The sequence below is a fragment of the Streptomyces rhizoryzae genome (assembly GCF_023155275.1).
Classification (GTDB): Bacteria; Actinomycetota; Actinomycetes; order Streptomycetales; family Streptomycetaceae; genus Streptomyces; species Streptomyces rhizoryzae.
On record NZ_JALMUV010000049.1, the window covers coordinates 17,550 to 38,673 of the forward strand.

Consider the following 21,124-nt stretch of genomic DNA (forward strand, 5'->3'; position numbering starts at 1 on the left):
CGTTCCCCGGCCCCGCCGCGGCCCGCCCCGGGCCGGCACCGTCCGCGGGACCGATGTCGCCCACTCCGACGCGCCCCCGCCCGCCGCGGTTGCAGGTGGGCACCCGCCGTCGGCAAGGTCACAGCCGGCACGAACCGCCGCACCGCACCGGGAGGGCCCGCATGACCACCGAGGCCGAGCGCCTGCCGTTCTTCGTCTACGGGACGCTGCGCCCCGGCGAGGCCAACTACGCCCGCACGCTGCGCGGCCGCACCGCCGCCGAGGAACCGGCCACCCTCAGCGGCGTGCGGCTCTACGCCGGCCCCGGCTACCCGTACGCCACCGCCGGGCCCGCCGGCGCCGTGGTGCACGGCACCCTGATCCGCCCCCGGGACGCCGACTACGACGCCGTACGGGCCGCCCTGGACCGCCTGGAGGGCTACACCCCGGGCGCCCGCGCCGGGAACCTCTACGTGCGGGTCGCCGCCGACGCGCGGTGCGCCGACGGCCGGACCGAACGGGCCTGGGTCTACCTGGCCGCCGAACCGCTCGCCGGCCGGCTGCGGGCCACCGGCACCCCGCTGCCCGGCGGCCGCTGGACCGGCCGCGCCGAACCCGGCGCCCCCGGATAGCCTGGGCAACTCGTCCGCAGCACAGCAGAAACAGGTGTGACCCGTGGCTCCCGACAGCACCCCCGCCCCCCACCGCCCCCTCCCCAAGGCCGAGCTGCACCTCCACATCGAGGGCACGCTGGAGCCGGAGCTGGCCTTCGCGCTCGCCGCCCGCAACGGCGTCACGCTGCCCTACGCCACCGAGGACGAGCTGCGCCGCGCCTACTCCTTCAACGACCTCCAGTCCTTCCTCAACCTCTACTACGCGCTGATGGAAGTGCTGCGCACCGAGGACGACTTCGCCGACCTCGCGCACGCCTACCTGGCGCGCGCGAAGGAGCAGGGCGTCCGGCACGCCGAGATCTTCTTCGACCCGCAGGCGCACACCTCCCGCGGCGTCCCCCTGGGGACGGTCGTCAACGGCCTGTCCCGGGCCCTGGACACCGCCCCGGAGACCTACGGCATCACCACCGGCCTGATCATGTGCTTCCTGCGGGACGAGAGCGCCGACTCGGCCCTGGAGACGTTCGAGGCGGCCCGCCCCTACCTGGACCGGATCACCGCCGTCGGCCTGGACTCCGCCGAGGTCGGCCACCCGCCGGCGAAGTTCCGGGAGGTCTTCGCGCTGGCCCGGGAGGCGGGCCTGAAGTGCGTGGCGCACGCGGGCGAGGAGGGCCCCGCCGCCTACGTGTGGGAGGCCCTGGACGTCCTCGGCGTGGACCGGATCGACCACGGGGTGCGCTGCATGGAGGACGGGGCGCTGGTCGCCCGCCTGGTGGCCGACCGGGTGCCGCTCACCGTCTGCCCGCTGTCCAACCTCCGCCTGCGGGTCGTCGACGACCTCGCCGACCACCCGCTGCCCGCCATGCTGGACGCCGGCCTCCTGGTCACCGTCAACTCCGACGACCCGGCCTACTTCGGGGGCTACGCCGACGACAACTTCACCGCCGTCCGGGACGCCCTGGGCCTGGACGAGGCGGCGCTGCGGACGCTGGCCCGCAACTCCTTCCTCGCCTCCTTCCTGGACGAGGGGACCCGCGCCGCCTACCTCAAGGAGCTCGACGCGCACTGACGGCCGCCTCAGGGGCGCGCCCCGGGCGGGCCGGCCACCCGCTCGACGCGGACGGCGCACACCTTGAACTCCGGCATCCCGGAGACCGGGTCGAGCGCCGGATTGGTCAGCGTGTTGGCCCGGCCCTCGCCCGGCCAGTGGAACGGCATGAACACCGTGTCCGGGCGGATCGCCGGGCTCACCCGGGCCGGCGCCACCGCCCGGCCCCGCCGGGACACCACCGCCACCGGCTCCCCGTCGGCGATGCCGAGCCGGGCCGCCAGCCGCGGGTGCAGCTCGACGAACGGGCCGGGCGCGGCGGCGTTCAGCGCCGCCACCCGCCGGGTCTGCGCGCCCGACTGGTACTGCGCCAGCACCCGCCCCGTGGTCAGCACCACCGGGTACCCGGCGTCGGTCTCCTCGTCCGCCGGGCGGTGCGTGACGGGCACGAAGCGGGCCCGGCCGTCGGGCGTCGCGAAACGGTCCAGGAAGAGCCGCGGGGTGCCCGGGTGGGGCTCGGGGCCGGACGGGGCGCCGGAGGCCGCCGGTGCCCCCGATACGGCCTCCGGCGGGCCCGCCGGGCACGGCCAGAACACCCCGTCCTCCGCCGCGATCCGCGCGTAGCTGATCCCCGAGTAGTCCGCCGGGCCGCCCGCCGACGCCCGCCGCAGCTCCTCGAACACCTCCTCCGGATCGGCCGGGAAGCCCTTGGCGTGCCCCAGGCGCTCCGCCAGCCCGCCGAGCACCTCCAGGTCCGTGCGCACCCCGGGCGGCGGGGCCACGGCCCGGCGGCGCAGCAGCACCCGGCCCTCCAGACTGGTCGTCGTCCCGGTCTCCTCCGCCCACTGGGCCACCGGCAGCACCACGTCCGCCAGCTCCGCGGTCTCCGACCGCACCACATCGGCCACCGCCAGGAAGTCCAGCGCGCGGATCCGCTCCTCCACGTGGGCGGCGCGCGGCGCCGACACCACCGGGTTGGACCCCATCAGCAGCAGCGCCCGCACCGGCCCGCCCAGCGCCTCCAGCAGCTCGTACGCGCTGCGGCCCGGCCCGGGCAGGGCCTCCGGCTCCACGCCCCACACCGCCGCCACGTGGCGGCGCGCCGCCGGGTCGTCCAGCCGCCGGTAACCGGGCAACTGGTCGGCCTTCTGGCCGTGTTCCCGCCCGCCCTGCCCGTTGCCCTGCCCGGTCAGCGCGCCGTAACCGGACAGCGGGCGGCCGGCCCGCCCGGTGGCCAGGCACAGGTTGATCCACGCCCCCACGGTGTCGGTGCCCTTGGCCTGCTGCTCCGGGCCGCGCGCGGTCAGCACCATCGAGGACGGCGCGTCGCAGAACAGCCGCACCGCCGCCCGCAGGTCCGGCACCGGGACGCCGGTGATCCGCTCGACCTGCTCCGGCCAGTGCGCCATCGCCGCGGCCCGCGCGGCCGGCCAGCCGCTGGTCCGCGCCGCGATGAACTCCTCGTCCGTGCGCCCCTGCGCGACCACCAGGTGCAGCAGCCCCAGCGCCAGCGCCAGGTCCGTGCCCGGCCGCGGCGCCAGGTGCAGATCGGCCTGCTCGGCGGTCCGGGTGCGGCGCGGATCGACGACGATCAGCCGGCCGCCGTGCTCCTTGAGTTCGGTCAGGTACCGCAGCGCCGGCGGCATGGTCTCCGCCAGGTTGGAGCCGACCAGCAGCACGCACCCGGTACGCGCCACGTCGGCCAGCGGGAACGGCAGCCCCCGGTCCAGCCCGAACGCCCGGTGCTGCGCCGCCGCGGCCGAGGACATGCAGAACCGGCCGTTGTAGTCGATCTGCGAGGTGCCCAGCACCACCCGGGCGAACTTGCCCAGTGCGTACGCCTTCTCGTTGGTCAGCCCGCCGCCCCCGAACACCCCCACCGCGTCCCGGCCGTACCGCGCGCCGGCCCGCCGCAGCCCGTCCGCGACCCGGTCCAGCGCGGCCTCCCAGGTGGCCGGCACCAGCTCCCCGGTGGCCTCCTCGCGCACCAGAGGGGTGGTCAGCCGCGCCCGGGGAGCCAGGAGTTCGGGCGCGGTCCGGCCCTTGCCGCACAGCGCGCCGCGGTTGACGGGGAAGGCGGTCCGCTCCACCACCTCCAGCACCGGCCCGGGCGGCCCGCCACCGGTCCCCGCGGCGGGCCGCAGCCCCATACCGCACTGGAGGGCGCAATAGGGGCAGTGGGTCTCGACCGTGGCGAGGGGCGCGGTGTCCATCCGGCCAGCGTGCGGCGGTGCTGTTACGCCCGTGGGTCGCCCCGGTTTCCGGCTCGCGGCGGAAACCTCCCACCGGGCGGGCGGCCCCGCGCGCCCGGTGGAACACGGAGTTCCCCGGCCGGAAACGGGACCGCAACGACCCGCTGCCAGGCTCGGCCCATGACGGCGTCGACAGCGCACCAGCCCGCCCCGGAACCGAGCCCGGCACCCGGCCCGTACGCCCCGCCCCCCGCGCCCCCGGGCAGCGCCGAACTCGCCCACCGCATCACCGCCGAGCTCACCAGCCGCCTCGCCACCGTCCGCCTGCACGGCTTCCGCCGCCCCGGCGGGCCGCCCGCCCTGGTGGCCGTCGCGCACGGCAGCCGCCACCCCGGGGCCGCCCCCGCCGTCCGCGCCCTCCTCGCCCGGGTCCGCGCCCTCCGCCCCGGCCTGCCGGTCCACCTCGGCCACCTCGAACTCGACCGGCCGCCGCTCGCCGAGACCCTCGCCGCCCTGCGCGGCGAGGTCGTGCTCGTACCGCTGCTCTTCGGCCGCGGCCACCACGTCGCCCGCGACCTGCCCGCCGCGCTCGCCGCCGCCGGGCACCTGACCGGCCGGATCGCCGCGCCCCTGGGCCCGCACCCGCTCCTGGCCGAGGCCCTGCACGACCGCCTCCTGGAGGCCGGGGTCCGCACCGGCCCGCGGGCCGCCGGCGCCGCCGTCGTCCTGGCTGCCGCCGGCTCCCGCGCCCCCGGCTCCCTCCGGGACACCGCCCGCACCGCCCGCCTCCTGGCCGCCCGCCTCGGCGGCGTGCCCGTCCTGCCCGCCTACGGGTCCGCCGCCGCCCCCACCGTCCCCGAGGCCCTGCGGGCCCTCGCCGCCCGGGGCCACGACCCCCGCCGCACCGCCGTGGCCGCCTGCTTCACCGCCCCCGGCCGCTTCGCCGACCGGTGCGCGGCCCTCGCCCCCGGGCCCGCCGCCGCGCCCCTGGGCGACCACCCCGCGCTGGCCCGCCTCGTCCTGCACCGCTACGACCAGGCGCTCTGCGCGCCCGCCGGATCCGGCACCGCACCCCCGAGGGCGGCTACCGTCGCGGTATGACGGGCACATCACCGGCCACCCCTTCCGGCTCCGGCCAGGACCCGCACGCGGGGCTCGCCGGCTACACCGCGGCGGACACCGAACGCTGGGTCCCCGAACCGGACAAGCGCCCCGGGCGCACCGCCTTCCAGCGCGACCGCGCCCGGGTCCTGCACTCCGCCGCCCTGCGCCGGCTCGCCGGCAAGACCCAGGTCGTCACCCCCGGCAGCGCCACCCAGGCGTGGGACGCCAGTCCCCGCACCCGGCTGACGCACTCCCTGGAGTGCGCCCAGGTGGGCCGCGAACTGGGCGCCGCCCTCGGCTGCGACCCCGACCTCGTCGAGACCGCCTGCCTGGCGCACGACCTCGGCCACCCGCCCTTCGGGCACAACGGCGAGCAGGCCCTCGACGAGGTCGCCGCGGCCTGCGGCGGCTTCGAGGGCAACGCCCAGTCGCTGCGCCTGCTGGCCCGGTTGGAGCCCAAGCGGTTCGTGCCCGCCCCCCAGGGCGGCACCCTCAGCGTCGGCCTCAACCTCACCCGCGCCGCCCTGGACGCCGCCACCAAGTACCCCTGGCCGCGCGGCGCCCACCCGGCCGGCCCGGACGTCCCCAAGTTCGGGGTCTACGCCGACGACCTGCCGGTCTTCGCGTGGTTCCGGCAGGGCGCCCCGTCGGCCGCCCGCAGCTTCGAGGCGCAGGTCATGGACTGGTCCGACGACGTGGCCTACTCGGTGCACGACGTCGAGGACGGCCTGCACGCCGGCCACCTGGACCCCAACGTCCTGCTCGCCGACCCCGAGCGCGCCGAGATCTTCGCCCTCGCCGCGGAACGCTACGCCCCCGGCGCCGGCGAGGCGGAGCTGGCCGCCGCCCTGGACCGCCTCCTGGAGCAGGAGTGGTGGCCGCACGGCTACGACGGCACCGCGCTCGCCCAGGCCCGCCTCAAGGACGCCACCAGCCAGCTCATCGGCCGCTTCTGCCTGGCCGCCGAGGGCGCCACCCGGGCCCGGTGGGGCAGCGGGCGGCTGACCCGGTACGCGGCGGAGCTGGTGGTTCCGGCCGAAACCCGGCTGGAATGCGCCGTTCTCAAAGCCGTCGCCGACCGCTACGTCATCCAGCGCCCCGACCAGGAGGCGCTCCGCGCCGACCAGCGGGTGGTGCTCGCCGAACTCGCCGAGGCGCTGCTCGCCCGCGCCCCCGACGGCCTCGCCCCGCAGTTCCGCTCGCTGTTCGACACGGCCGCCGACGACACCGGCCGGATGCGGGCGGTGATCGACCAGATCGCCGCCCTCACCGACGCCTCCGCGCGCACTCTTCACGCCCGCCTCACGCGTCCCCCTGGTAACAGTTAGGGCAACGGAGGGTGACCTCGGGGGGACGGCCCCTCTTCCCCCTTCACGCTCCGTGCGGGACCCTCGTCCACGCACCGGCGCACGGGGACCCGAAATCCGTCGAAACACCGCAAGGGAGCGCGGCACCACAGGGGGCAGCGGGGACCGGCACCGGGCACGGGCACCGCACACGGGGGGACGCAGGGCACGACGGGGGCACCAACGGGGGCGTTCACGGACGCGGACGCGGACGTACGGCACCGCAACGAGGAGGAAGCAAGTGGTCGACGCACACCAGACGTTCGTCATCGTCGGGGGTGGCCTGGCCGGGGCGAAGGCCGCGGAGACGCTCCGCGCGGAGGGGTTCGCCGGCCGGGTGATCCTCATCTGCGACGAGCGCGACCACCCCTACGAGCGCCCCCCGCTCTCCAAGGGGTACCTGCTCGGCAAGGACGAGCGGGACAGCGTCTTCATCCATGAACCCGCCTTCTACGCCCAGGCCCGCATCGAGCTCCACCTGGGCCAGCCCGCCGTCCACCTGGACCCCGCGGCCCGCACCGTCCGCCTGGGCGACGGCACCCTCATCGCCTACGACAAACTCCTGCTGGCCACCGGCGCCGAGCCCCGCCGCCTGGACGTCCCCGGCACCGGCCTGGCCGGCGTCCACCACCTCCGCCGCCTCGCCCACGCCGAACGCCTCCGCGGCGTCCTCGCCTCGCTCGGCCGCGACAACGGGCACCTGGTCATCGCGGGCGCCGGCTGGATCGGCCTCGAAGTCGCCGCCGCCGCCCGCACCTACGGCGCCGAGGTCACCGTCGTCGAACCCGAGCCGACCCCCCTGCACGGCATCCTCGGCCCCGAACTCGGCACCCTCTTCTCCGACCTGCACCGCGACCACGGCGTCCGCTTCCACTTCGGCGCCCGCCTCACCGAGATCACCGGCCGGGACGGCGTGGTGGTCTCCGTCCGCACCGACGACGGCACCGAGATCCCCGCCCACGACGTGCTCGCCGCCATCGGCGCCGCCCCGCGCACCGCCCTCGCCGAGCAGGCCGGCCTGGACGTCGTGGACCGCGCCGACGGCGGCGGTATCGCCGTCGACGCCGCCCTGCGCACCTCCGACCCGTACATCTACGCCGCCGGCGACGCGGCCGCCGCCGACCACCCCCTCCTGGACGCCCGGTTCCGCGTCGAGCACTGGGCCAACGCCCGGGGCGGCGGCCCGGCCGCCGCCCGCGCCATGCTCGGCCAGGACGTCAGCTACGACCGCGTCCCGTACTTCTTCTCCGACCAGTACGACCTGGGCATGGAGTACTCCGGCTACGCCCCGCCCGGCTCCTACGACCAGGTCGTGTGCCGCGGCGACGTCGCCAAGCGCGAGTTCATCGCCTTCTGGCTCCGCGAGGGCCGGGTGCTGGCCGGGATGAACGTCAACGTCTGGGACGTCGCCGGACCCGTCCAGGGGCTGATCCGCGCCGCCGCCCCGGTGGACGCCGACAAGCTGGCCGATCCGGGCGTTCCGCTGGACTCCCTGCTCACGTAACGTGCCCGTATGACCCACGGCCCCACCAGCCCCAGCAGCCCCGCCGGCGGGCCCGGCGCCCCGGCCGTCACCCTCGACGACGTCCGGGACGCCGCCCGGCTGCTGGCGGGCGCCGCCCACCGCACCCCGGTGCTGCGCTCCCGCACCCTGGACGCCCGCACCGGCACCCGGGCGTTCCTCAAGTGCGAGAACTTCCAGCGGGCCGGCGCCTTCAAGTTCCGCGGCGCCTACCACGCCCTGTCCCGCCTCACCCCCGAGCAGCGGGCCCGCGGCGTGGTCGCCTACTCCTCCGGCAACCACGCCCAGGCCGTCGCCCTCGCCGCCCGCGAACTGGCCACCTCCGCCGTCATCGTGATGCCCGAGGACGCCCCGCGCGCCAAACGGGAGGCCACCGCGGGCTACGGCGCCGAGATCGTCACCTACGACCGCTACACCGAGGACCGCGCCGCCCTCGGCGCCCGGATCGCCGCCGACCGCGGCCTGGCCCTGATCCCCCCGTACGACCACCCGCACATCATCGCCGGACAGGGCACCACCGCCCTGGAGCTCCTGGAGGAGACCGGCCCGCTGGACGCGCTCCTGGTGCCGGTCGGCGGCGGCGGGCTGATCGCCGGCGCCGCCACCGCCGCCACCGCCCTGGCCCCCGGCATCCGCGTCATCGGCGTCGAACCGGAGGCCGGCGACGACACCCGCCGCTCGCTGGCCGCCGGCCACCGGATCACCATCCCCGTGCCGCGCACCGTCGCCGACGGCCAGGCCGTCGACGCCCCCGGGGAGCTGACCTTCCCGATCAACCAGCGGCTGGTGGACTCCGTGGTGCTGGTCACCGACGACGAGATCCGCGCCGCCATGGCCTTCGCCTTCGAACGGCTGAAGATCGTCACCGAACCGAGCGGCGCCAGCGCCCTCGCCGCCCTGCTCGCCGGCCGCCTGGACCCCGTCCCGGCCCGCACCGGCGTGATCGTCTCCGGCGGCAACATCGGCCTGGACCGCTTCCGCGAGATCCTCGGCTGACCGGCCGCCGCCCCGGGACTGTCCGACCCCCACCGTAGAATTCACCCGTGGCAGGCAGGATCAACGATGACGATGTGAAGGCGGTACGGGACGCGGTCCCGATCGACGCCGTCGTGTCCGAGTACCTCCAGCTCCGCAACGCCGGCGGCGGCAACCTCAAGGGCCTGTGCCCCTTCCACGACGAGAAGTCCCCGTCCTTCCACGTCAGCCCCGCCAAGGGGCTCTACCACTGCTTCGGCTGCCAGGAGGGCGGGGACACCGTCGACTTCGTCATGAAGATCGACCACCTCTCCTTCGCCGAGACCATCGAGCGCCTCGCCGCCCAGGCCGGCATCACCCTCCGCTACGAGGAGGGCGGCTACACCCCCGGCCGCCAGCAGGGCGAACGGACCCGCCTGGTGGAGGCCCACAAGGCCGCCGCCCAGTACTACACCGAGCAGCTGGACAGCCCCGAGGCCGAGATCGCCCGGCGGTTCCTCGCCGACCGCGGCTTCGGCCAGGACGCCGCCCAGCACTTCGGCCTCGGCTACAGCCCGGCCGGCTGGGACCACCTCACCCGCTTCCTGCGCGGCCGCGGCTTCAGCGACAAGGAACTGGTCCTCTCCGGCCTCTCCCAGGAAGGCCGCCGCGGCCCCATCGACCGCTTCCGCGGCCGCCTGATGTGGCCGATCCGCGATATCGCCGGCGAGGTCGTCGGCTTCGGCGCCCGCAAGCTCCGCGACGACGACAACGGCCCCAAGTACCTCAACACCCCCGAGACCCCCATCTACCGCAAGTCCCACGTCCTCTACGGCATCGACCTCGCCAAGAAGGAGATCGCCAGGACCAGCCGCGCGGTGGTCGTCGAGGGCTACACCGACGTCATGGCCTGCCACCTCGCCGGCGTCACCACCGCCATCGCCACCTGCGGCACCGCCTTCGGCGAGGGCCACATCAAGATCCTCCGCCGGCTGCTGATGGACAACTCCGGCGCCGAGGTGGTCTTCACCTTCGACGGCGACGCCGCCGGCCAGAAGGCCGCCCTGCGCGCCTTCGAGGACGACCAGAAGTTCGCCGCGGAGACCTCCATCGCCATCACCCCCGGCGGCATGGACCCCTGCGACCTGCGGCTCGCCCAGGGCGACCAGGCCGTCGCCGACCTCGTCGAGTCCCGCACCCCGCTCTTCGAGTTCGCGCTCCGCCAGGTCGTCTCCCGCCACAACCTCGACACCCCCGTCGGCCGCGCCGCCGCCCTCGACGAGGCCGCCCCCATCGTCGCCCGCATCAAGAACAGCGCCATCCAGCACGAATCCGCCGTCCAGCTCGCCGGCATGCTCGGCATCCTGGACACCCAGTTCGTCGTCCGCCGGGTCGCCCAGCTCGCCCGCTGGGCCCGCGAGCGCGGCCGCGACGGCGCCGGCCCCGGCCAGGGCCGCCCCCAGCGCCGCGACGCGCCCCCCGCCGCCGAGCCGCCCCGCCCCGCCCCCGGCGGCCCCGCCCTGAATCTCCGCAGCCCCGCCCACCGCGTCGAACGGGAACTCCTCAAACTCGCCCTCCAGCGCCCCGACCTGGTCTCCCCGGCCTTCGACGCCTACGGGACCGACGAGTTCACCGCGCCCCCGTACGCCGTCGTCCGGCAGTGCATCGAGGAGGCCGGCGGCGCCACCGCCGGCGCCGCCGACGACGGCTACCTCGCCCGGGTGCGCGACGCCGCCCCCGACGACACCGTCCGCGCCATGGTCACCGAGCTGGCCGTGGAGCCGCTGCACACCCGCCGGGACCCCGACGAGGCGTACGCCGGCGTCCAGTTGGTCGCCGTCCGCCTGGCCGCCGTCAACCAGCGCATCACCGAGATCCGCGGCTCCCTTCAGCGCCTGGGCCCGCGCGCCGACCCCCAGCAGCTCACCGCGGTCCAGAACGAACTCTGGGTCCTCCAGCAGTACGGCCAGTCCCTCCGCGAACGCGGCGCCGCCGCGCTGTAACGACCCCGCCGCCGCCCCGCCCGCCCCAGGAACCCCACCGCCCTCCGGTAGCACCTCCGGGTAGCCGTCCGGTCACGGACCGGACTCAGAAAGTGCTCGCACGCCCCTCGTGGCAGGCGCGTGTCGTACTCCACACTGAGGAAGTGCCGTAAGGCCCCGGAGCGCGGCACCCCCGGCCGCGCGCGCCGCCGTACGCGCCCGCGCCCCCGGGCAGCCGCCCGTGCCCGCGGTGCGGACCCGGCGACTCGGCCGCGTCCGCACCGGTCCTCGTGCCGCCCCAGCCGCGATCACCTGGAGGTCGCCCCCGTGCAGACCCGGACCCTCTCCGCCGCGCCGGCCGGCGGCGCCCCGGCCGCGCCCCCCGATACCGGCCTGCCGGCCGTCCCGGTCGCGGTGCCGCAGCAGGCCGAACCGCCCGCCGCCGAATCCCTCACCGCGGAGAACCCCCCGGAGCCCCCCGAACCCCCCGGCCCCCCGCGGCCCGGCCCCGGCACCGCCCGGCACACCCCGCAGGACCCCGCCGCAGCCCCCTCCGCGGACCCCGCCACCGACGGCGAACCGGCCGGCGAAACCACCGAAGAGCCCGCCGAGGATCCTGCCCAGGACCCCGCCGAGGAGCCCGCCGACACCGCTCCCCGCGCCGACACCGGCGGCCCCTCCTCCGACCTCTTCCGCCAGTACCTCCGCGAGATCGGCCGGATCCCGCTGCTCACCGCCGCCGAGGAGGTCGATCTCGCCCGCCGCGTCGAGGCCGGCCTGTTCGCCGAGGAGAAACTCACCCGCACCCCCGACCTGGACTCCCAACTCGCCCACGACCTCGACCGGCTGGTCGTCCTGGGCCGGATCGCCAAGCGCCGCCTGATCGAGTCCAACCTCCGCCTGGTGGTCTCCGTCGCCAAGCGCTACATCGGCCGCGGCCTGACCATGCTCGATCTCGTCCAGGAGGGCAACCTCGGCCTGATCCGCGCCGTCGAGAAGTTCGACTACGCCCGCGGCTACAAGTTCTCCACCTACGCGACCTGGTGGATCCGCCAGGCGATGTCCCGCGCCCTGGCCGACCAGGCCCGCACCATCCGCGTCCCGGTCCACGTCGTCGAACTCATCAACCGCGTGGTCCGGGTCCAGCGCCGGCTGCTCCAGGAACGCGGCAGCGAACCCACCGCCGAGGAGGTCGCCGCCCACCTCGGCCTCACCCCCGAGCGCGTCATCGAGGTCCTCCGCCTGGCCCAGGAACCGGTCTCCCTGCACGCCCCCGTCGGCGAGGAGGACGAGGTCGCCCTCGGCGACCTCATCGAGGACGGCGACGCCGCCTCACCCGTCGAATCCGCCGCGTTCCTGCTGCTTCGCGAACACCTCGACGCCGTCCTGTCCACCCTCGGCGAACGCGAACGCAAGGTCGTCCAGCTCCGCTACGGCCTCGCCGACGGCCGTCCCCGCACCCTGGAGGAGATCGGCCGGATCTTCGGCGTCACCCGCGAACGCATCCGCCAGATCGAGTCCAAGACCCTCGGCAAGCTCCGCGACCACGCCTTCGCCGACCAGCTGCGCGGCTACCTCGACTGACCGCCGGCGGGCCGGGCTCAGCCCTCCCGCTGGAACGCCCCCGGGTGCGCCTCGTCCCGCACCGCCGCGTACTGCTGGCGCACCGCCTGCCACACCGGCAGCTCGTCACCCGCCTCGAAGACCTGGCTCGCCGCCGCCGGCCAGCGCGGCGGCTCCGGGTAGCCCGTACCGCCGTCCCCGCCGGCCGCCGTCCCGTGCGCCACCTGCCAGGCCCACGCCGCCTGCCGGGCCGCGCCCAGCGCCGCGTACTCGGCCGGCTGCGGCACCACCACCTGCGCCCCGAACAGTCCCGGCGCGGCCGCCTGCACCGCACCCAGCTCCGCCGCCGCACCCAGCAGGAACACCCGGTGCACCGCCACGCCCCGGCCGCGCAGCACGTCCAGCGCGTCCGCCAGCCCGCACAGCATGCCCTCCACGGCCGCCCGCGCCAGGTGCTCCGGCTTCATGCTGTCCCGCCGCATCCCGTGCAACGACCCGGCGGTGTGCGGCAGGTACGGCGTCCGCTCGCCCTCCAGGTACGGCAGCATCACCATCCCGTAGGCGCCCGGCGACGACGCCAGCGCCAGCTCCGAGAGCCCCGCCAGGTCCGTGCCCAGCATCTCCGCGGTCCCGCGCAGCACCCGCACCGCGTTGGTGGTGTGCACCACCGGCAGATGCCGCCCGGTCGCGTCCGCGAACGAGGTGATCGTCCCGCTCGGGTCCGCCAGCGCCTCCTCGTGGATCGCGAACACCGACCCCGAGGCGCCCAGCGACACCACCGCGTCGCCCACCCCGACCCCCAGCCCGAAGGCGGCGGCCATGGTCTCCCCGGTCCCGGCGGAGATCAGCAGCCCCTCCGGCGTGAACCCCGCGGTGCCCGACGGCCCCAGCACCTCCGGCAGCCGCACCTGGTGCCCCAGCGCCAGCTCCACCAGCTCCGGCCGGTACGTCCCGGAGGCCGCCGACCAGTAACCGGTCGCCGACGCGCCGCCGCGGTCCGTGGTCCGCCGCGCCGGCCGCCCCAGCAGCTGCCAGGCCAGCCAGTCGTGCGGCTGCATCACCTCGGCGACCCGCGCCGCGTTCGCCGGCTCGGTACGCGCCAGCCACCGCAGCTTGGTCACCGGGTGCTTCGCCTGCGGCACCGCCCCGACCGCCTCGGCCCAGGCCGCCCGCCCGCCCAGCGCGTCCACCAGGTCCGCCGCCGCGCTCTGCGCCCGCTTGTCGTTGCCGACCAGCGCCGGCCGCACCGGATTGCCGTCGGCGTCCAGTGCGACCAGCCCGTGCTGCTGCGCGGAGACCCCGATCGCCTGGACGCCCTCCAGCAGGCCGTTGCCCGCGGCCTCCCCCAGCGACATCAGCCACGCCTGCGGATCGACCTCGGGCCCCTTCTCGACGGGGTGCGGCGCGTACCCCTGCCTGATCACGGCACCCGTGTCCGCATCGCACACCACGATCCGCGTGCTGACCGACGAACTGTCCAACCCGGCGACTATCCCCATGGCCCCAGATGATGCCGCATGGGACCCCCGGGGAAAGAGTCAGGGTTTGCCCGCCGCCCGCCCGCGCGCCCCGTGCGCCTACGTGTTGCTGGTGCCCCAGTCGTCCTCGTCGTTCGCCCGCTGCTCCCGCAGCGACCGGACCCGCTCCGCGACCGGCCCCGGCAGCCGGTCCCCGACCTTGTCGGAGACCACCGCGAACGCCTTCGACGCGGCCTGCCGCCCGCCCAGCGCGGCCGACTCCGCGGTGTTGCGGACCGCGGGGTTCTGCGCGATCCGCCGGGCGCTCTTCCGGAGCTGCTCGTACCGCTCCCGCCCGGCCCGGGTGCCGAGCACATATCCCACCGCGAGTCCTGCGATGAACGTGAGCCGGTAGCGCATCGCTCCACCTTTCCTTGCCGCTCGATCCCGTCCCGGTACCGGCCGGCACCGGACGCCGGGCAGGCACCTGCCCACCGGCACCGGATCCACCCGCGGCGACCTGGTGGCGATACCGATTGGCGGAGCACCCCCCTGCTTGCGCTAATGTATGTGTCGCAGCGAGCGCACGCCGTCCGGAGCCCCGGACAACGATGCATTCGAGGCAAGCAGAGCAGTCCCCTGTAGCTCAATTGGCAGAGCAGCCGGCTGTTAACCGGCAGGTTACTGGTTCGAGTCCAGTCGGGGGAGCTCAATCCCCTGTAGCTCAATTGGCAGAGCATTCGGCTGTTAACCGGAGGGTTACTGGTTCGAGTCCAGTCGGGGGAGCAGAAGGAACGAGGACCCCGGAAGGGGTCCTTTTTCTTGTGCCCGGGAACCGCATACCGGGTGATCGAAGTCCTCTTGGGCGTGCAAGGTCGCCCGACGGCAGCCCGCACGGGCAGCAGATCGTATGAGCGGCTATGCTGCGGCAGACGGCGCGCACAAATGTGCGCGACGCGCCGTGAGGGGCGGTAGCTCAGCCGGTTAGAGCAGCGGACTCATAATCCGTCGGCCGTGGGTTCGAGTCCCACCCGCCCCACTACTCCACGGAAGTGGAGCAACGTTCTGACCAGCTCTCCAGCTGGTCAGGGCGGCGCACGAGGAGATCTTGGCGACCCGTCCCGATCATGCAATCACGCGTGTTGGGACGATGTTGGGACGCAGGTCACGCGGCGGGACGAAGTCCCTCGTCCGGCTCATCGCCCTCGGCGTCCACACCTGCCTCAGGTGCCTCATCCTGCTTCTCCGGCGGCTTCGGCTTGTCTCGCGGGGGAGCGACCTTCTTCGAGCGGGGTACGACCGCGCTCGTGGATTCCGCCTCGGCGGTCAGCAGCTGCGGCAGGACGCTCGTGTAGGTGTCTGAGGTGATCTGGCGGGAGCTGTGCCCCAGCCGCTCCTGGACGACCTTGATGTCCGCCTTGCCGAGCAGCGCCAGCGTCGCTGACAGATGCCGGGTGTCGTGCAGGCGGATCGGAGGAAGCCCAGAGAGTTCGACGAGCCGGTTGAAGCGCCGGCTGATCCAGTCGGGGTGGAGTGGTTCGCCGTTCTCGTGGGTCCAGACCCGATTGCTCTCAACCCACGCCTTCTCCCCGGACCACTGCTGACGTTCCTGTTCCTGGGTCTCGCGCCACGCGGCCCACAGCGCGCGTGTCAGAGCGTCGAGCGTGACCGTGCGGACGCTGTCCTGCTTCGGGGCCTCGTCGTACATCCGGTAGGCGATCTCGACGATCTGCGCGGAGATGCGGAACCAGGAGCCGGTCAGGCTGACCTCCGTCCAAGGCAGCGCGCACATCTCGCCGCGCCGGGGGCCCCGGAAGATGAACCCGTGCCACATGCCGCACAGCCTGTCGTCGGCGATGAAGTCCAGGAACTCGCCGGTCTGCTCCGGGGTCCAGACCATGACGGGGCTGGGCTTCGCGCCGGTGCGCTTCCACTCTGCGACCCGTTCCGGCGTCCAGACAAGTGCCTTGGGCCGCTTGACTGGCGGCAGCTCGACCATCGCGGCCCAGTTGGTCGTGTACTCCCCGCGCTTGATGCCGCTGCCCAGGAACGAGCTGAGGGTGGCATTGATGCGGTGCATAGTGGCGGCGCTGGTGACCTTCCGCTTCCCCTTGCTGCCTTCGCGGAGGGCGGCGTTGGCATCGAGGTAGGCGCGGCGCATGGCGCGGCGCTCCTCCTTCTTCCCTGCGGCGCGGACCCAAGCCGCGTGGGCGGCGTCGCGGGCTTCCTGCAACTCGACTATTCGGGCGCGGTGGATCAGTCGCTCGGCGTTTTCCCGCTCGATCGCGTCGTACATGGCCTCGACGTGTCGCAGCTTGAGGTCTCGCCGCTTGATGTGCCCGAGGTGCGGTTCGAGGTAGAGCCGGACGTGGTCCTCGTACCCGTGGGAGGTCGTGCGGGCCAGGCTGCGCTTCCTCTTCAGCCAGGCTTGCAGGTCCTCTCCGACGGTGGCGTTGCTGAGCACGTCCGTGCCTTTGACGGCCTCCCGGTAGACCTCGGCCGCCTTCTCCTTCGCGTCGTCCTTCGTGCGGAAGCCGCCCCGCCGAGCGCGTCGTCGCGTGTTGTGTTCGCCGGCTTCGAGCTCGAAGTAGAAGTACCAACTGCCGTGGCCCTTCTTCTCAAGCAAGGGGCAGCTTGCGCCGACGAGCCGCAGCTTGGGGCGGCCGCGGGCGTCAAGTACCGGAGTGCCGTCTTCTCCGATCACGGGTTCCCGGCAGGCGCATTGCCGGTAGTAGCTGGGGTTGAACACGACGATCCCCTCCGTTGCTCCGTTTGTGGATCTTCTGTGTCGGTCCTTGTCGAACCGATGCCCTATCTTGCCCCAACACTCCAGTGTTGGCGTATCCTTAAATCACGTTGGCGCGGGGGAGAACGCGACAACGGACATGACAACGAAGAACGCTTCAGCAGCCACGGACTCCAGGGGCAGCGTGATGACTCTGGAGGAACTGCTCGCGCTGCCGCCGACCGTGAACGTCACGACGGCCGCGCGGGCGCTGGGGATCGGTGTGCACAAGGCTTACAGCTTGATCAAGACCGGGTCTTTCCCCGTGCAGACCCTGTCGCTGGGGAGCACGGTGAGGGTTCCCACGGCTGCGCTTTGGCGACTGCTCGGTGTGACGCCACCAGCGCAGTGATCACTCCGTAGCCTTGGCGTACCCGACCTCCCAAAGGCCGCAACCTGACATAGGGCTGTGGCCTAGGATCGGGCGGCTACGCAGTACGAGAGAAGAACGGACAACCGCATGCCACGGCTCTACGGGTTCGACGACCAGTCGCGTCAGCGACTGCGTGATGACGAAGTGGATCCGCTTCGGCAGATGGTGAGCCGGGCCCTGACCGGTCAATCCAACGCGGAGGTTGCCGAGTGGGCGACCGGCGAAGGCTACCGGGGAACGCTGGGCGGAGAGTGGAAGGACGCGTCCGTCGGACGTCTCTTCCGTAACCCGGCCATCGCCGGCCTGCGCTACGACGAGAACGGCGAGCTCGTCGATGCTGGCCACCCTGGTGCCATCACACCCGAGGAGTTCGCGGCCCTCCAGGAGCGGGACAAGAGTCGGAAGACAGCGGACGCAGAAGCGCCGTACGAATATCTCCTGGTAGAAGGAGCTAGTCAGTGCGGTAAGTGCACGCATGCTCTGCAGGGCGCTCGCACGAACGCAGGTACGCCGGGCTACCGCTGCCGCCCGAAGAATAAGCAGGGGCGGGGCGGCTGCGGCGAGGTCCGCATGGATGCCGAGCTGCTGGAGAACTACGTCGGCGAGTATGTGGTGGCCGAACTTCTCAAGCCTGGAATGCGGGAGCAGATCTACTCTGCCCGAGCCGCCGTGCGGGCACAGGTGAGGGAGCTGGAGGCAGAGGTCAAGGCCCTGGAGGGCCGCCGGACGGAAGCGGCGACCCTCTACGGGAATCGTCAGATCAGCAGTGATGCGTTCGTGACAGCCGACGGTGAGATTACCGCCAACCTCAAGGACTTCCGCTCGCGACTTCGCTACGCAGAGCAGATGGGCAACTTCTCGCTGGGCAGTGCCAAGGATCTCGTCCGGTGGTGGAACACCGCGCCGCTCGCATCAAAGAAGGCCATCGTGAGGCTCCTCTTGGAGAAAATCGAGGTCTTCCCTGCGAGTGCCAGGGGCGTACGCACTGTGGAGCCGGGCCGAGTGCTCCTCCATTGGCGCAAGCTGTCTCGGGTGTCAGACCAGGCTTGAGTTGGCCGCTTTCCGGTTCGCGAACCGCCTTCCGGCCATGGCCATGGTCAGGCCCGTGATGAGCGTGATCACGGCGAGCCCCGCAAGAAGTGGAGAGACGATCTCCTCGTAGCGCAGCGGCCACGGGTGGCCCAAGTAATGCATCACGAGGTACGACCCTTTGCTGGCTGCGTAAGCGACACCGAACAGTGCGGCCGTTGCCGACGCGGCTAGCCCGCGGGCCGTCCAACGGTGACCTCCCCGGTGCGCCGACAGGGCCATCCCGGAGCACAGGAAAGCAATTTCACCGCAGGTGATCGCTACGTAGCTGAGGTAGACCATGAGGTACACGGTGACGCCCGGAGCGGCAGCGTACTCGGTCGTGAACTCGATCCTCGCACCCGTCGTCGAGATGAATAGCGGCAGCATCGCCGCCAACACACACACGCCGAGTGCGATGCGCGCATAGAGGCTGGCCTTTAGGACGTCCTGGTTGTACGACCAGTCGACGAGCATGAGCTGCAGGCTGCCGCACCACAGGACGGCGCAAATGTGAGCCCCGAGCTTGGCTGCGTTGTTCATTCCGGTCGTGGACTCGACGAGGCTTTCGACCGCGGGCACGGCGAGAAGGACGCCCACACTGCACACGCCGAAGGCCAGGGTGCGTGTGAAACGGGCGATGCGGTACTCGTGTCGGGCGCGCTGTCGCCAGGCTTCCCGGCCGGAGAGCACGGTACCGGCTATACAAGCCAGTGTGCACAAGCCGAAGACGATGCCGTCCATGTGTTCAGTTTCCTTCCAAATCAGAGACGGCCCGTTCGGCTGCTTCGGTGAAGCTAAGCCGCCTTCGCCGTCCTGGCCGCGGAGGTTCGGCGGCAGGCGGTAGCGGATCAGGGACCTCTGGGACGGCGAGGTCGCCGGCGCCGTGTCGCCGCCGGATCTCACGTGCCGCCTCCAGGAGTTCGGCAGCTCCAGCTTCGCCCAGGTCGTGGACAAGTCGAAGCGCCTCACGGGCGTCTTGGTGCTCCTCGTAGACAGAGAGCGAGGTCAAACCGTTGTAGCCGGGAAGCAAGTAGGCCGCTGGACACTCAAGCGCCCGTGCGAGGCCCATGAGTTGCGAGGTCGACGGATTGGATTTGACCCCGTTCAGCAGGTCGTTCACGACTTGGTGCGTCATTGCTGGCTTCCCGCCAGGCGTCTCAGCTGTGGCGGCAGCGATGACGCGTGTGCTCGGAGTCTTTCCGTCTCCCCCGCGTCTTCTACCGAGCAATACGGCGAGCTTGCTGGATAGAGGGGTGTCCGGGCCAAGCGGCATGGTGCTGACTACTCCTCAGCGGGGCGGGGCCGACCGGGGTCGGTGTCGAGAATTGGCGCATTTTCGATGTTGTTCGCGGCGACAGTGACTCGCGGGCAGTCTAATGTCTAGGTTGGTTGACATTAGGAGTACCTGCAAGCAGGATCACGCTAGACGCAAGATCAAGCACTTACATGTGGTCGTCACCCCTCACCCGCCTTCCAGGCTGCGAGTTCGTGACCGGCACCCCCAGGCCGCCCCATGTGTGCCACGAATTCGTCTGTGTGGGGATCTAAGCAGTGCCGCTTGTGAGTGGGCGCTGGAACATGGGGAGGATCGGGGTGGGAATCGAGCTGGAACGTGTGCTGGCCCGGTTGGAGGAGTCTGGGGGTGCCTCGAACGTCCATCTGGATGGAGGGGTGGCACGCGAAGTGCTCGGCGCTCTGTCGATGGTCGACCCTCGACGGGTTGAGTGCGCAGCCGAGCAGTGCGGCGTGGCCGACTTGGCGACCGCGGGCTGACCGGCGAAGGTTCGTTAAGTGCGGGCCCCTCGGGGCCCGCACTAGGCGTTTGACCTGCAAAAACTTCTCGAAAATTGTGGACCCGGATCGGCAATGCATATAGAATAGAACCGTAAGGAAGGGGGGGAAGGAGAAGCCCCCACCGATCTCTTGGAGTCCGAAATGCCGCACAAATACGCGAACCTGAAGATGCGCCAGATCCGCCGCAACCCGAACCAGCCCCGCGAGACCTTCAACGAGGAGGCCCTGACCGAGCTTGCCGACTCGATCAAGGAGCACGGCCTCCTCCAGCCCATCGTCGTCCGCAAGGTGGAAGAGGGCGGCTACGAGCTGGTCGCCGGCGAGCGCCGGTTCCGCGCCAACGAGCTGGCAGGCAACATCACCATCGAGACGAAGATCCTCCTGACCGAGGGTGACGCCGAGATCAGCGACATGGAGTCCTTCAAGAAGGCGATGGCCGAGAACCTGAACCGCGAGGACATGCTCCCGCTGGAAGAGGCGCGCGGCTTCAAGAAGGTCTTGGACGAGGAGGAGGATGCCACGGTCGCGAGCGTGGCGAAGACTTTCTCCAAGTCGGTCCAGTACGTCAACCAGCGCCTGACCCTGCTCGCCCTGCGCCCCGAGATCCAGACGGCTGTCGACCTCGGGCACATCGGCACTCAGGCCGCCGTGCAGATCGCCGCCCTGTCCCGAGACAACCAGAAGGCTGTCTTCGAGAACTGGAAGAAGGGTGACAAGAGCGACAACCAGCTCGTCCACATCGCCTACGCCATGCGCAAGCAGGAGAAGGTGGCGCAGCAGGACTCCATGGTCAACGTCGAGGACATGACCTCCGAGGAGAAGGCCCAGCACAGCCGGGCGCAGGCGAAAACCAAGAGCGACCTCGACGAGATCGAGCGCATCTGCGAGCTGCTGGACAGTATCGGCAAGACGGACCCGATGGAGCTGGCTCGAACCCTGGAGGGCCAGGTCGGCAAGCGGCTGGAGCAGATGGACCGGGTCGCCAACTTCGTCCAGAAGGCCCGCTTCCAGCTCCGTCAGGCCAAGGCACACGCCGACGCCAGCGAGCTCATGGTCAACCCCGCGGCGACTGCGCCCGACCTGGTCGCGGAGGCCGACGCCGCACTCGCCAGCCTGGAGCCCGCTGCCGAGCCGTTCGCCGACGTCGCCCCGGAGACGGACGCGGAGGCGGAGACGACTTCCACCGCCCCGCAGGTCGAGGTGGCCGACGGCACGGAGCAGGAGAACGCCCCGGAGTCGAAGACGGAGGTAGGGGCGGACGACGCAGAGGCCGAGCCGGTCGCCATCGCAGCCTGAACGACCCACACCGGGGCGGCCCCCAGCGGGCCGCCCCCTCTTTC

At 72.6% G+C, this 21,124-nt stretch carries 17 protein-coding genes and 3 tRNA genes; 14 read left to right on the top strand and 6 right to left on the bottom strand.

The genetic code is table 11. The features are described from left to right. Positions 1-161: 161 nt before the first annotated feature. Complete coding sequence (locus MUU72_RS29465) at positions 162-611, top strand: gamma-glutamylcyclotransferase family protein (protein WP_248016468.1); 450 nt, start codon at positions 162-164, stop codon at positions 609-611. A 43-nt stretch (positions 612-654) separates the two neighbouring features. After that, positions 655-1,662, top strand: a complete 1,008-nt coding sequence (locus tag MUU72_RS29470) for an adenosine deaminase (protein WP_248016469.1) — start codon at positions 655-657, stop codon at positions 1,660-1,662. Positions 1,663-1,670: 8 nt separating this feature from the next. On the opposite strand, the gene MUU72_RS29475 is transcribed toward MUU72_RS29470, so the two are convergent. Further along, the gene (locus tag MUU72_RS29475; RefSeq protein ID WP_248016470.1) at positions 1,671-3,854 is read right to left on the bottom strand and encodes a molybdopterin oxidoreductase family protein; all 2,184 of its coding nucleotides are present in this window, start codon (positions 3,852-3,854) and stop codon (positions 1,671-1,673) included. A gap of 159 nt (positions 3,855-4,013) precedes the next feature. Here MUU72_RS29475 and MUU72_RS29480 point away from each other — a divergent pair, with 159 nt between their 5' ends. From MUU72_RS29480 to MUU72_RS29505, 6 genes are all read left to right on the top strand, one after another. Further along, complete coding sequence (locus MUU72_RS29480; RefSeq protein ID WP_248016471.1) at positions 4,014-4,934, top strand: sirohydrochlorin chelatase; 921 nt, start codon at positions 4,014-4,016, stop codon at positions 4,932-4,934. Further along, entirely contained in the window at positions 4,931-6,265 is a 1,335-nt protein-coding gene (locus MUU72_RS29485; RefSeq protein WP_248016472.1) for a deoxyguanosinetriphosphate triphosphohydrolase, read from the top strand. Before MUU72_RS29480 ends, MUU72_RS29485 begins: the two co-directional genes overlap by 4 nt. A 259-nt stretch (positions 6,266-6,524) precedes the next feature. Then, positions 6,525-7,787, top strand: coding sequence for an NAD(P)/FAD-dependent oxidoreductase (locus MUU72_RS29490; protein ID WP_248016473.1), 1,263 nt, complete (start codon positions 6,525-6,527; stop codon positions 7,785-7,787). Between the two features lie 9 nt (positions 7,788-7,796). Next, entirely contained in the window at positions 7,797-8,801 is a 1,005-nt protein-coding gene (locus MUU72_RS29495) for a pyridoxal-phosphate dependent enzyme (RefSeq protein WP_248016474.1), read from the top strand. A gap of 47 nt (positions 8,802-8,848) precedes the next feature. Beyond that, positions 8,849-10,762 carry a DNA primase gene (gene dnaG, locus MUU72_RS29500; protein WP_248016475.1) on the top strand — a complete coding sequence of 638 codons (1,914 nt, stop codon included), beginning with the start codon at positions 8,849-8,851 and terminating at the stop codon, positions 10,760-10,762. Between the two features lie 291 nt (positions 10,763-11,053). After that, the gene (locus MUU72_RS29505) at positions 11,054-12,325 is read left to right on the top strand and encodes an RNA polymerase sigma factor (RefSeq protein WP_248016510.1); all 1,272 of its coding nucleotides are present in this window, start codon (positions 11,054-11,056) and stop codon (positions 12,323-12,325) included. 17 nt (positions 12,326-12,342) lie between these two features. On the opposite strand, the gene MUU72_RS29510 is transcribed toward MUU72_RS29505, so the two are convergent. Next, positions 12,343-13,803 (bottom strand): FGGY family carbohydrate kinase, encoded by a 1,461-nt coding sequence (locus tag MUU72_RS29510; protein ID WP_248016476.1) that lies wholly within the window; start codon positions 13,801-13,803, stop codon positions 12,343-12,345. 78 nt (positions 13,804-13,881) lie between these two features. Continuing rightward, a complete protein-coding gene (locus tag MUU72_RS29515; RefSeq protein WP_248016477.1) occupies positions 13,882-14,181 on the bottom strand; it encodes a YtxH domain-containing protein in 300 nt (99 codons plus the stop codon). 215 nt (positions 14,182-14,396) lie between these two features. Here MUU72_RS29515 and MUU72_RS29520 point away from each other — a divergent pair. The 3 genes from MUU72_RS29520 (at position 14,397) to MUU72_RS29530 (ending at position 14,800) form a co-directional block, all read left to right on the top strand. Next, positions 14,397-14,469 (top strand) — tRNA-Asn (locus MUU72_RS29520). 5 nt (positions 14,470-14,474) lie between these two features. Continuing rightward, positions 14,475-14,547: transfer RNA gene (locus MUU72_RS29525), tRNA-Asn, on the top strand. 179 nt (positions 14,548-14,726) lie between these two features. Beyond that, positions 14,727-14,800, top strand: a tRNA-Ile gene (locus tag MUU72_RS29530). A gap of 126 nt (positions 14,801-14,926) precedes the next feature. Here the strand turns inward: MUU72_RS29530 and MUU72_RS35730 are convergent. Continuing rightward, a complete protein-coding gene (locus MUU72_RS35730) occupies positions 14,927-16,510 on the bottom strand; it encodes a tyrosine-type recombinase/integrase (protein WP_248016478.1) in 1,584 nt (527 codons plus the stop codon). Positions 16,511-16,694: 184 nt separating this feature from the next. Between MUU72_RS35730 and MUU72_RS29540 the strand changes: the two genes are divergently transcribed. Further along, positions 16,695-16,898 (top strand): DNA-binding protein, encoded by a 204-nt coding sequence (locus MUU72_RS29540; protein WP_248016479.1) that lies wholly within the window; start codon positions 16,695-16,697, stop codon positions 16,896-16,898. 108 nt (positions 16,899-17,006) lie between these two features. Continuing rightward, positions 17,007-17,969 carry a recombinase family protein gene (locus MUU72_RS29545; RefSeq protein WP_248016480.1) on the top strand — a complete coding sequence of 321 codons (963 nt, stop codon included), beginning with the start codon at positions 17,007-17,009 and terminating at the stop codon, positions 17,967-17,969. On the opposite strand, the gene MUU72_RS29550 is transcribed toward MUU72_RS29545, so the two are convergent. After that, complete coding sequence (locus MUU72_RS29550) at positions 17,955-18,731, bottom strand: hypothetical protein (protein WP_248016481.1); 777 nt, start codon at positions 18,729-18,731, stop codon at positions 17,955-17,957. The genes MUU72_RS29545 and MUU72_RS29550 overlap by 15 nt on opposite strands. 4 nt (positions 18,732-18,735) lie before the next feature. Beyond that, entirely contained in the window at positions 18,736-19,110 is a 375-nt protein-coding gene (locus MUU72_RS29555) for a hypothetical protein (RefSeq protein ID WP_248016482.1), read from the bottom strand. Positions 19,111-19,925: 815 nt separating this feature from the next. On the opposite strand from MUU72_RS29555, the gene MUU72_RS29560 reads away from it, so the two are divergent. Then, the gene (locus MUU72_RS29560; RefSeq protein WP_248016483.1) at positions 19,926-21,080 is read left to right on the top strand and encodes a ParB/RepB/Spo0J family partition protein; all 1,155 of its coding nucleotides are present in this window, start codon (positions 19,926-19,928) and stop codon (positions 21,078-21,080) included. Positions 21,081-21,124 lie beyond the last annotated feature (44 nt).

Bases quoted from the DNA above. Each gene is read 5' to 3' on its own strand.
- MUU72_RS29510 (WP_248016476.1), bottom strand. From the start codon at position 13,803: ATGGGGATAGTCGCCGGGTTGGACAGTTCGTCGGTCAGCACGCGGATC.
- MUU72_RS29485 (WP_248016472.1), top strand. From the start codon at position 4,931: ATGACGGGCACATCACCGGCCACCCCTTCCGGCTCCGGCCAGGACCCG.
- MUU72_RS29550 (WP_248016481.1), bottom strand. From the start codon at position 18,731: ATGGACGGCATCGTCTTCGGCTTGTGCACACTGGCTTGTATAGCCGGT.
- MUU72_RS29495 (WP_248016474.1), top strand. From the start codon at position 7,797: ATGACCCACGGCCCCACCAGCCCCAGCAGCCCCGCCGGCGGGCCCGGC.
- MUU72_RS29545 (WP_248016480.1), top strand. From the start codon at position 17,007: ATGCCACGGCTCTACGGGTTCGACGACCAGTCGCGTCAGCGACTGCGT.
- MUU72_RS29465 (WP_248016468.1), top strand. From the start codon at position 162: ATGACCACCGAGGCCGAGCGCCTGCCGTTCTTCGTCTACGGGACGCTG.
- MUU72_RS29515 (WP_248016477.1), bottom strand. From the start codon at position 14,181: ATGCGCTACCGGCTCACGTTCATCGCAGGACTCGCGGTGGGATATGTG.
- MUU72_RS29475 (WP_248016470.1), bottom strand. From the start codon at position 3,854: ATGGACACCGCGCCCCTCGCCACGGTCGAGACCCACTGCCCCTATTGC.
- MUU72_RS29560 (WP_248016483.1), top strand. From the start codon at position 19,926: ATGCCGCACAAATACGCGAACCTGAAGATGCGCCAGATCCGCCGCAAC.
- MUU72_RS29480 (WP_248016471.1), top strand. From the start codon at position 4,014: ATGACGGCGTCGACAGCGCACCAGCCCGCCCCGGAACCGAGCCCGGCA.
- MUU72_RS29540 (WP_248016479.1), top strand. From the start codon at position 16,695: ATGACTCTGGAGGAACTGCTCGCGCTGCCGCCGACCGTGAACGTCACG.